The organism is Bradyrhizobium sp. WSM1253, assembly GCF_000244935.1.
GTDB classification, from domain to species: Bacteria; Pseudomonadota; Alphaproteobacteria; order Rhizobiales; family Xanthobacteraceae; genus Bradyrhizobium; species Bradyrhizobium canariense.
In genome coordinates this window covers 6,569,289-6,577,984 of the sequence record NZ_JH600073.1, presented here as the reverse complement: position 1 = coordinate 6,577,984, position 8,696 = coordinate 6,569,289, and the positions used below count along the sequence as shown (strand labels likewise).

Annotated in this window: 8 protein-coding genes and 3 pseudogenes; 5 read left to right on the top strand and 6 right to left on the bottom strand. The window is 63.0% G+C overall.

From position 1 onward, the window contains the following. A pseudogene (locus tag BRA1253DRAFT_RS31965) lies at nt 1-677 on the top strand (IS5/IS1182 family transposase); the annotation flags it as partial. Between the two features lie 225 nt (nt 678-902). On the opposite strand, the gene BRA1253DRAFT_RS42185 reads toward BRA1253DRAFT_RS31965, so the two are convergent. After that, entirely contained in the window at nt 903-1,130 is a 228-nt protein-coding gene (locus BRA1253DRAFT_RS42185; RefSeq protein WP_007601192.1) for a hypothetical protein, read from the bottom strand. Between the two features lie 181 nt (nt 1,131-1,311). Further along, nucleotides 1,312-1,500, bottom strand: coding sequence for a hypothetical protein (locus BRA1253DRAFT_RS44695; RefSeq protein ID WP_007601191.1), 189 nt, complete (start codon nt 1,498-1,500; stop codon nt 1,312-1,314). Between the two features lie 441 nt (nt 1,501-1,941). Between BRA1253DRAFT_RS44695 and BRA1253DRAFT_RS31955 the strand changes: the two genes are divergently transcribed. Beyond that, entirely contained in the window at nt 1,942-2,316 is a 375-nt protein-coding gene (locus BRA1253DRAFT_RS31955) for a hypothetical protein (protein WP_157158658.1), read from the top strand. Between the two features lie 768 nt (nt 2,317-3,084). On the opposite strand, the gene nagA is transcribed toward BRA1253DRAFT_RS31955, so the two are convergent. Continuing rightward, nucleotides 3,085-4,260 carry an N-acetylglucosamine-6-phosphate deacetylase gene (nagA, locus tag BRA1253DRAFT_RS31950; RefSeq protein ID WP_007601189.1) on the bottom strand — a complete coding sequence of 392 codons (1,176 nt, stop codon included), beginning with the start codon at nt 4,258-4,260 and terminating at the stop codon, nt 3,085-3,087. 118 nt (nt 4,261-4,378) lie between these two features. On the opposite strand from nagA, the gene BRA1253DRAFT_RS31945 reads away from it, so the two are divergent. The 3 genes from BRA1253DRAFT_RS31945 to BRA1253DRAFT_RS31935 all read left to right on the top strand — a co-directional run bounded on the left by BRA1253DRAFT_RS31945 (nt 4,379) and on the right by BRA1253DRAFT_RS31935 (nt 7,299). Next, nucleotides 4,379-5,317 carry a BadF/BadG/BcrA/BcrD ATPase family protein gene (locus BRA1253DRAFT_RS31945; protein ID WP_007601187.1) on the top strand — a complete coding sequence of 313 codons (939 nt, stop codon included), beginning with the start codon at nt 4,379-4,381 and terminating at the stop codon, nt 5,315-5,317. A 19-nt stretch (nt 5,318-5,336) separates the two neighbouring features. Then, a complete protein-coding gene (locus BRA1253DRAFT_RS31940; protein WP_007601185.1) occupies nt 5,337-6,290 on the top strand; it encodes an N-acetylmuramic acid 6-phosphate etherase in 954 nt (317 codons plus the stop codon). A gap of 247 nt (nt 6,291-6,537) precedes the next feature. Then, the gene (locus tag BRA1253DRAFT_RS31935) at nt 6,538-7,299 is read left to right on the top strand and encodes an SIS domain-containing protein (protein WP_051058476.1); all 762 of its coding nucleotides are present in this window, start codon (nt 6,538-6,540) and stop codon (nt 7,297-7,299) included. A 60-nt stretch (nt 7,300-7,359) separates the two neighbouring features. Here BRA1253DRAFT_RS31935 and BRA1253DRAFT_RS42180 read toward each other — a convergent pair. The 3 genes and pseudogenes from BRA1253DRAFT_RS42180 to BRA1253DRAFT_RS31920 form a co-directional block, all read right to left on the bottom strand. Then, nucleotides 7,360-7,902, bottom strand: a pseudogene (locus tag BRA1253DRAFT_RS42180) (YeeE/YedE thiosulfate transporter family protein); the annotation flags it as partial. 107 nt (nt 7,903-8,009) lie between these two features. Continuing rightward, the gene (locus BRA1253DRAFT_RS31925; protein ID WP_007601182.1) at nt 8,010-8,453 is read right to left on the bottom strand and encodes a DsrE family protein; all 444 of its coding nucleotides are present in this window, start codon (nt 8,451-8,453) and stop codon (nt 8,010-8,012) included. Between the two features lie 10 nt (nt 8,454-8,463). Then, nucleotides 8,464-8,696, bottom strand: a pseudogene (locus BRA1253DRAFT_RS31920) (alpha/beta hydrolase); the annotation flags it as partial.

The window sequence follows — 8,696 nt, the reverse complement described above, 5'->3', positions numbered from 1 at the left end:
TCATCCGCGACATCCGCCGCAAGATCGAGGCCAGCCGGCATTGGAGGAGGCATTCGCCCTCCCGCTTGGCCGGGCCGTGCAAATCCGCTCGCAGCAGCAGCGCCAACGCGGCTGGAAGCTTTTATTCCTTCCATGCCCCGGAGGTGGAATGCATCGGCAAAGGCAAGGCCGCCGCGCCTTACGAGTTCGGCGTGAAGGCCTCCATCGTCACCAACAACCGCCGGGCGCCCGGTGGCCTGTTCGTACTGCACGCCAGGTCGCTGCCCGATAATCCCTACGACGGTCATACCCTGCGGGACGTCATCGACCGCACCGAGGCGCTCACTGGCTGTCCGATCGAGCGGGCCTATGTCGACAAGGGATATCGCGGCCACGACACGCAAAATCCCCGTCGCGTCTTCATTTCGGGCCAGAAGCGCGGCGTGTTCGGCGCCATCAAGCGCGAGCTCCGGCGCCGCTCCGCCATCGAGCCCATCATCGGACATCTGAAGGCCGAAGGTCACCTTGGCCGCTGCTATCTCAAAGGCCGCGCCGGCGACGCCGCCAACGTCGTGCTCTCAGCAGTCGGCCACAACTTCCGCCGTATCCTCGCCTGGCTCAGAGAACTCTTGTGCCTCTTCCTGATCCAGCTATCGCATACGCTTGCCTGTCCGCTCCCGCTCAATTCGGCTTCTTAACGGACGACTGCCTAGCCGACGTGCCGGAGGGATGATGCGCGAACTAGGCGCCTTCAATATCCGCTTCGTCAAAAGTGCCAATTCTCATCCGCAAATTTCCGGTCTGTCCCTATCAGCCGACATTTGGCAGCGTGGGATCAAGGCAGCCACGGGCCAGGAGGAGACATGGCTCTGGCACATTGGCCTGGCCAGATAACGGGCAACGCCTGAGACATTCGTTTCAACTCAGATGGCAGCACCGGCCAGCAAAAAAGCGCCGCCAAGCGCGACCATCACAAGTCCAGGCCAGTTCGATTTGATGCCGAAGCCGCTACCCGGTCTTTCAGGCTCCAGCGTATCACGCCCGGAGCGAAGCCGCCTTCCACCGCTGAGTCGGCCTCGCCAAATGGGCTGAAACGCCATTTGGAGCACGCCGCCGAAAACAAGGAGCACACCAAGCCATATGAGGGTCATGCTCGCCTCCTCTACCCGCGAACGCCGAGAGTGTGCGCCGAGAACCCGTGGTCCATTCAGCGCCTGTCCGCTGCTCTCTCGGAATTAGACCGACCTTGAAAGCCGCCGGACGCACGAGCGCGCCGGCACGCAGGCTGGGGATCACGCTCTCCGAAGCTCAGGCTACGTATAAGGACCCTGCTTAGTCTTCATCCGGCTCGCGCACGACCGGCGGTTCGTCGGTTTTGTCTTCCTCTTCCTCTTCCTCTTCCTCTTCCTCTTCGTCGTCTTCCTCTTCGTCATCATCAGGATCTTGGGGCGGCATCGTGTTGCCCATGATCGCGAAGGCACGCCGGTCGATCGCACGAATTAACTTGGGGAGTAGGGTCATGTTGTTACTCCTCAGATGTGACCCTGGAGCACTTTACCCCTTTTTTGGCGGGGCAGACACGGAGTTGGCGGCCGGCGCGGACGAGGTCCGGTTATCCCTGTCAGCCAAGCCAGAGGTAAGTGTCGAGTTTCTCAGATTCGGGCCAATAAGGGACCTCACGCCGATCGCTGCTTGAGATCGGTTTCATCTGGAGTCCGCTTCATTCTGTCACTCCGTCTTCGTCTTCGGACGTTCAATAAGTTGGTAACTGGGAACGTGGGTGCTTTCCTGCCACGATTCCAGAGCAGCTCCGCAGATTGCGCAGACCGCGTCACCTGTATGCGGTACCAGGAACTTCTCTTCGGTGCGTCTGTACTCAGCACCGCAAGTGCATTGCACAATTGTCACCATGCCGATGATATGTGCTTCGGATCGCGGAATTTCCAGTCCAAGCAACTTTCGTTGTTCTCTCGCGAGTCGGCCGTCACTTTGTTGCCGCCGGTCGAGTCGGTGAACGGAGGGAAGTCCGCTAATGGGATGGTCCGGCCGTGCTCCTGCCCCGCCAGCGATAAGCTGGCCAGGGGCTCCAAAGACAAGGAGCATGGCATCGATCTCGCGCGAGATCGCCCCGGTGAGCTCGACATGCTCGCGCTCGCGAAGAACATCCCTCGCCTGCTGAAGGCGCTGCTCGGTCTCGGTCTGCACGACCCGGGCGATCACCTGATCGCGGCGCACCTCGTCGCCGATGCCCACGTCGAGCGAGGGCAGTTTTCCGCTGCCGCGGACACGGCATCGACCAGGCGACCACCGCTGCTCAACAAAATGCCGTCAGCGTAATGGCAAGATGCTGCCATGTCCCTGCACATCGGATCGTGCACTTGCCCGGCGCCACGCATTTCTATCCCCGAACGTCGCCCGTTACGCAAGAAGATGGAAGCACCACGGATCTTGAAAGCGCGATCGCGCTATTCCTGAGCGAAACGCTGACCGAGAAGTAGTCGTCATCCTAATATCAGGGACGCGATCACGCCCTACGTGAAAAGCTCTACCACGGTTTCCCCAAATGCCGAGCCGTCGCTGAGGCAATGGAATCGAGGGCCACATTCTTTGGACTCCACCGCTTTTCGGCTCCACATTCTTCGGTAGGGCCGGTTTCAAGCACTCGATACGAGGGGCCGGACAGCACAACCACGGACCCGCAACCATCTCAAATCGCTAGGTGGCCTGAACGGGCGGATCGGTCGGCCGATCCGTCGGCAATACGAGAACCGAACCGCCAGCGACGACATTGTTTGTGGATATGGGCGGAAGGTCGGCATCGTCCTGCGAACCCGGCGTCCCGAACGCAGTGAACATCTCCTAAGTTATTGATTTTTATTGAGATGACAGGCGTTTCCGTCCCGCTTTGTTCACGGTCCCTTCACCCAATTCGTTGCGATTTCGTTGCGGAGTTCTGAGAGAACGGCAGCCACTGTTGCTTGACGGGTCTCTTGGAGGCTTTCCCAAGCACCAGCGGGAAGAGATGGCCAACACCGCCCGCCTCAGTGTCGCGGTTGCGAGTCGGTGGTCCGCTATGAACCGGGCCGCCGACTTGCGTCCTCTCCTTCAATCTTCAGCGTGAAGTTCTCTGCCCATCGAACCGACACCGCCTATCCATGTGCCGACGATTTCAAAGTTCGGATTGAAGGCGACAAGGTCCGCGCGGTGTCCGGGCGCGATCCGTCCAAGCGCGGACTCAAGGCCCAGAAATGCCGCGGGCGTCCGAGAGGCCATGATGAGAGCATCGACAAGGGAGATTTCGAGCAGCTCAACAGCGTTGCGCACCGCCTCGATCATGGTGAGGTGAGCGCCAGCGAGTGTGCCATCGGGGCCCGTCAGGCGATTTTCGTGCAATGTGACCTGCCTTCCTTGCAGCATGAATTGCCGGTCGTCGGTGCCCGCCAATGGCATGGCATCGGTGACAAGCATCAATCGATCACGTCCCTTGCAGCGGAACGCAACGCGCAAACCGGCGCGATCAACGTGGATGCCGTCGCAGATGATCCCTGCAAACAGCCGGTCATCCCAAAGCGCGGCGCCCACCAGGCCCGGCTCCCGGGCGCTCAACTGCGACATGGCATTGAACAGATGAGTCACGCCCAAGACACCGCGATCGACCGCCTGCCCGATTTCGGCTGCGGTGGCGTCGCTGTGGCCGGCCGCGATACGCAATCCAGCGCCGATCAATTCATCGATCATGGACTCGGGCACACATTCCGGAGCCAAGGTCACCATGGAGCGGCCGCACCCCCCAAAACTTTTGATTGCCGCGAGATCGCGCCGATCGGGCACGCGTATCTCGGCTTCCGGATGAATGCCCTTGCGAGACCTGTTGAGGGCCGGTCCTTCCAGATGAAAGCCGAGAACGCCGGGAATCTTCAGGCAAGCCTGGCCGACCGCAGCCAATCGCTCGATGACCTCGCTGCGATCGGTGATGAGGGTCGGCAAGCAGCCGGTGGTCCCCGCCTTGCGGTGCGCCTCAACGATGCGTCGGACGCCAGCCTCCGTCGGCTGGTCGTTGAGAAGAACGCCGCCGCCTCCGTTGACCTGAATGTCGATGAATCCGGGTGCAAGGATCGCGTCTGCGGGAAGATGGATTGAGGCGCGCGCCTCCGCCTCGCCGAAGGTGATGTTTTCAATCCGCCCCTGCGAGATTCTGACCGACCCTGGCCCGCGCATGTCGGCACCATCAAAGATGTGCTGCGCGGAAATCGTGGGAGCGGAATAACCAGCGTTGCCCATCTGTATTGATCCGAGAATGGCAGTCACGGGCTCGTGAGGCGACTCCCGTGGAAGGCCCTCAAATGTACACCAGGCAGCTTCGGCGGGACCCGGAGCGAAACCTTGGCGTTAACTTTCCATGGGAACAAAAGGTACCACGTATCTCGGCATTGACGGCGGTGGAACTCGCTGCCGCGCCCGGATCGAGGACGAAAATGGCACGCTGCTCGGTGCAGCGAGCTCGGGGCCAGCCACGACGCGGATTGGCTTTGACAATGCTTGGCGGTCCATCATGGAAGCCACTGAAGCGGCCGCCGCACAGGCCGGACTGACGCGCGAGGATTTCGCGCGGATGCACGCCGGAATTGGCCTTGCCGGTCTTGGCCGCCGGGGCGCGGAAGCAGCGTTCAACAAGATGGCGCATCCCTTTGCGTCCCTGATCTTCATCAGCGACGGCTTGGCGGCCTGCCTTGGCGCCCATAGCGGCGCGGATGGCGCCATCGTGGTAGCCGGCACGGGCTCGGTGGGTGTCGGCCTGATCGACGGCCGCGAAGTCCGTCTCGCCGGTTACGGCTTTCCCGTGTCGGACGAAGGCAGCGGTGCCGACATCGGCCTGCAGGTTGTTCGACTGGCGCTGCGGGCCGCGGATCGCCGCGGCGAGCTGACCCCATTGCTTTCAGAGGTGCTGGGCGCCTTCGATCATGATCCTTATCAGGCGGTGGCCTGGTCTGAAGAAGCCAGGGCCACGGACTACGCAGCGTTCGCGCCGATCGTGATGCGGCACGCCAATCAGGGCGATCCGGTCGGCCGTCGCATTGTCGAACGCGCGGCCGATACCATTGGCGATCTGCTTGATCTTTTCCTGGCGAGAGGAATTGACCGGCTCTCGTTGGTAGGCGGGCTCGCGGATGCCATTACGCCGTGGCTGACGCCAGACCTGCGCGCGCGCCTGAGGTGTCCTGATGCCGACGCGGCGGCCGGCGCATTACTGGTGGCGCGAGGGCGGCTTGAGTTGGCCAGCAAAGACCTGCCCAAGAGAGAAGCTGACCAGGAGCAGGCTTCAAAGTTCCGCGTTTAATGGAGCATGGATCAACAATATGGCCACCGAACAAGTCGACCCCCGCTTTGCCGATCTCGATGCATGGCAGCTCGCGTCGGCGATGGAAGCGATGTGGGAGGGCCAGCTTGCGGCAGTCGCGGCGATCGGCCATGCCCTTCCCGCGATTACTGCGGCGACCGAGGCGGCCAAAGCGGCGCTGGGTGATCATGGACGCATTGTATATGTCGGCGCCGGCACCTCGGCCCGCGTGGCGGTCCAGGACGGCGCCGAGTTGATGCCGACCTTCGCATGGCCCAGCCAGCGCGTTCACTTCATCGTCGCCGGCGGAGACAGCGCGTTCGTCACCAGCATCGAAGGTGCTGAGGACGATATCGATGACGCGGTCACACAGATCAATGCCGCGCGGCTCACGCCGCACGACATTGTGATCGCCGTTGCCGCCAGCGGAACAACGCCATTCACGGTCGCGGCGCTGCAGCAGGCAGGCTCTTTTAGTACAGTGACGATCGGCGTTGCCAACAATCCCGGCACCGTACTGCTGGCCTCGGCAAAGTTTCCGGTGCTGATTGAGACCGGCCGCGAACTGATCGCCGGCTCCACGCGGATGAAGGCGGGCACCGCGCAAAAGGTCGTGCTGAACCTGATCTCCTCAGGAATCATGCTGCGCCTTGGCCGGGTGTACCGCGGCATGATGGTGAACATGCAGCCGACCAATGCCAAGCTGAAGCGGCGCGCCGAGGCCATGGTGGCGCAAATCGCGCGCTGTGATCCGTCGCACGCAGCACACTGGCTTGAGCAGGCCGAGGGAGACATCAAGACGGCAGGCCTGCTGGCGTTGGGTGTCGACAGGGTCGATGCCGAGACTATCCTGAAAAACTGTGACGGCAATCTTCGGCGCGTGTTTGCCGAGCTCGCCGGGGATCGTGACTCGCATCCTGACCGGCATCCCAAGGAAGCGGCGCGGAAGCAAGGCGGAGCGCGCGAGCCGTGACGACATCCGCGATGGCGAGCGAAATCGGAGAAAGCGCGGATGTTGTTGCCAATATTGTTCGTAACCGCCCCTCAACGCGCGACATCGCGCGGCGAATTGGGATTGGCTGTGCGCCCCTGTGCGTCGTGTGCGGCCGGGGCAGCTCGGGGCATGCCGGGGTTTACTTGAGATACCTTGTCGAGACGCGGCTCCGCCTTCCCGTTTCAGCCAGCGCTCCTTCGGTGATCACGGCATTTCGCCACCCTTGATGCTGCGCCATGCGCTGTTCATCGTGATCTCGCAATCCGGGCGCAGCCCCGATCTTGTCGCGGCGACCAGATCGGCGCGCGCCGCGGGCGCCCGCACCATCGCCATCCTCAATGCGACGTCGTCGCCGGTGGCTGACGAAGCGGAATTCGTTGTTCCGATCGAAGCCGGCCAGGAGCACTCCGTAGCGGCGACCAAGACCGTGATCGGCTCGATGGCCGCCGCCGCCGGACTTGTTGCCGAGCTGGCGGGAGATCATGCGCTGCGGTCAGCCCTCGACAGGCTGCCGGAGCGCCTGCACTGCGCGCTACCGCTCGACTGGTCCGGAATTGCTGACGACCTCACCAAAGCGTCAGCGGTGTTTGTGGCGGCGCGGGGCCTGGGCCTCGGCTCGGCGCGGGAGATCGCTCTCAAATTGTCGGAAATCCTGCGCCTGCCTTCCATTGGTCTGAGCGCCGCCGAGCTGCAGCATGGGCCGCGCGCTGCGTTATCGTCGCGCACGCCAGTTATCATGATGCGCCTGATGGATGAAACGGCGGCCATGGTGGACGCGCTGGCAGACGAATTGCGCGGGCAAAACATCGCGCTTCATTTATGCGGCGGACCGCGTGGCTCGCTGCCCTGGTTGGCCGCGGATGATCCCGCCACCGACCCGATCACCATGCTGGTTCCGGCCTATCGGATGATCGAGCAGACGGCGCGGGCCTGCGGGTTTGACCCGGATCGTCCACCTCGCTTGAGCAAGATTACCGAGACGTTCTGACAGCTCACCGCTGAGATGCCGCAGATGTCTCAGCAGGGCACCGCGTCCTTCTGGTAAGTCCCATAGGGGTGCAGAAGGCAAGTTTCTCGGCGTGCCAGCACCGAACATGGCCATGATGTCGCGCGACGGGCCGCCATCGACCAGCCACAGATTGCGTTCGCGAGCAGGCGATACCAGGCCGCGATAGGAGGCCCGCGCGGTCACCGCAAACACCAGCCCTGACAATAATGCGCGGAGATTGCCGTTGGCCGAAAGCACCAAGAGCCGGCTGGCACAGCCCCGCGCCAAAATCATCCCGCAACCGAACATCAGGCCGCCCACGAGATCGCCAGAGATGCTGCCCTGTTGAGCGAGCTGGCGCGCCTCGGATACATCGAGCCAGCCGAGCGCGACCAGGCCTTGCGTGCCCACCAGCGCCGCGGCAAAGGTCAGGAGCCAGACCGCAAGGCGCGGTCCACCCTCGCCACGGGAGAATTCGACCGCCGCGGCACGCAGGCAGAAGCGGCTGCGCTGGGCGAAGAACCCGAACAGACCTCCGACCAGGAGCCCGCCGAGCCATGACAGCCGGTCTTCACCCAAGAGATCGATGATCGGCGTCAGCACGTCCGCCTCAGCTATTCCTGCGAGCATGCGATTCTAGCGATCTCGGCGTCGCGTCCCATGAGCCAGATCAAAGCGCCAATGCCTCAGGATGCCCGAGCGAAGCGGCCTCATGGCCGTAGATAGGCATATCCCTGCTGCTGCAACTCAGCGAGCCGCACCACGCCGCCCCTCTCGGCCACCACGAAGCCGGGCGTGAGGTCGTCCAGCTCGACGCCCTGCGCCTTCATCGTGTTGGCACAAGCGTCGAAACCGACGCCGGCGTCGACGAGCTTTGTCATCATCGCAATCGTGTGGTCCTGAGCCGCGAGCGCGTGGAAGGCTCGCAGCGCCGGCCCGTGCACCACCAGCCTGATGTCGGCCTTCCCGGATCCGCCGACGCCGTCGACATGGTTCTGCAGATTGCCGAGAACGAAGACGACACGATCGGCATCGGCGAGATGATAGACGACGCGCTGTCGCGCGGACGCTTCCGTCGCCGCGGACGCCTGGTGCACCGCGAAGGCACCAAATAGTCCGGCAAGGCTCGCGCGAAGCATGGATCGACGCTGCATGATCCCCCTCCTATCGTGTCTGCTTGATGAATCCGGCGATGCGGTCGGCGACGTCTTCCGCGAACAGGTCGCGGAAGAAATGATCGGCATCCTCGATCTTGTCGAGCTGGACCCTGCCCCCGCTCGAACCCGCAAGCGGAGCGAATGCGTCTGCCACGTCGGGCACGACATTATCCTTGGTCGCGGCGAGCACCAGCACCGGAAGCTTGATGCGCGCCACCAGCGCGGCCGTGTCCTGGCCGG